1 protein-coding gene is annotated in these 1,200 nt (G+C 64.5%); it reads left to right on the top strand.

Features of this window, described 5'->3' with window-relative positions:
- Positions 1 to 181 precede the first annotated feature (181 nt).
- The coding region (locus RFN28_RS34560; RefSeq protein ID WP_320291592.1) for an IS4 family transposase at positions 182 to 1,200 on the top strand (1,019 nt) is incomplete at its 3' end.

Raw genomic sequence — 1,200 nt, 5'->3', positions numbered from 1 at the left:
GGGCTAGCGTGCGCACACATTTGCGTCTGTGGGATGTCAAGCGGAAGGTGGGGCTGCGAAAGGGGCTTGAAGGGCTGGAATCACGTGTGATTCTGTAGCGGCCATTGTTGATTCTGGAGGTTTCGACGATGGCTTTGCTGCTTGGATACTTCGGCGACCTGCGCCTGCAAAAAAGGGGAGCATGGTTCTGGAGCGCATGCTTGCGCGCGTCAGCGCGGGGATGCGCCGGGTGGCCGACACGCGCGCAGAAAAGGTTGCGTTCACGCGCCTGTTTCGCAATCGCCACGTGAGCAAGCAAGAGATTATCCGCACGGCGGCAGCCCGAACGGCCGAAGCAGCGGCCGGCCGCCATGTTTTGCTCATCGAGGATAGCAGCGAGATCAACTATGCGGCCAAGAGCTTGCGCAAGCGGGGCCTCGGTCGCGTCGGCAATGGCAAGGATGTCGGGCTGTTCGTGCATCCGGCGCTGGCCGTGGATGCCGCGGACGGCTCGGTTCTTGGCCTTGCAGCCGCCACGATCTGGCGGCGCGAGGGAAAGAAGGCGGATGACTACCAGGCACTGCCGATCGAAGACAAGGAAAGCTACAAATGGATTGCCGCGGCCAAGGCGGCGCGCCAGGCGCTGACCGACACGCCGTTGGCCACCGTGATCGGGGACCGCGAGGCCGACATCTACGAAGTGTTTGCAAGGCTGCCCGACGAGCGCACCCATGTGCTCATCCGCGCCGTGCGAGATCGGGCCTTGGGCGAGCAGGGCCGCCTGTTCAGCGCGATCGCCAAGACGCCGGAAGCCGGCCGCATCGCCTTCGAGCTGCAGGCACGTCCCGGCCGGCCGGGACGCACCGTCGAGCTGGCCGTTCGCTTCGCCGCGGTGAGTTTGCGCCAGCCGCGTCTTGGTGCCGATCGCCGCGATCCCCGCGAACGCACGCTCAACATGGTGGAAGTGCGCGAGATCGAGCCACCTTCGCCGAAGGAAGCGGTGATCTGGCGGCTGTTGACCACCCATACCGTCGAAACATGCGCCGATGCCTGCCGCATTGTCGATCTCTATCGCTCGCGCTGGAGCGTCGAGCAGTTGTTTAGAACCATGAAGTCGCAGGCCATCGATCTGGAGGAAAGCTTGATCGCCGATGGCGATGCGCTCGAGCGCCTGGCCGCCGCCGCGTTGATCGTCGCCACCAGGGTCATGCAACTCGTGCA

The organism is Mesorhizobium album (assembly GCF_033977205.1).
GTDB lineage: Bacteria > Pseudomonadota > Alphaproteobacteria > Rhizobiales > Rhizobiaceae > Mesorhizobium > Mesorhizobium album.
This window is presented reverse-complemented; position numbering and strand designations above follow the sequence as displayed.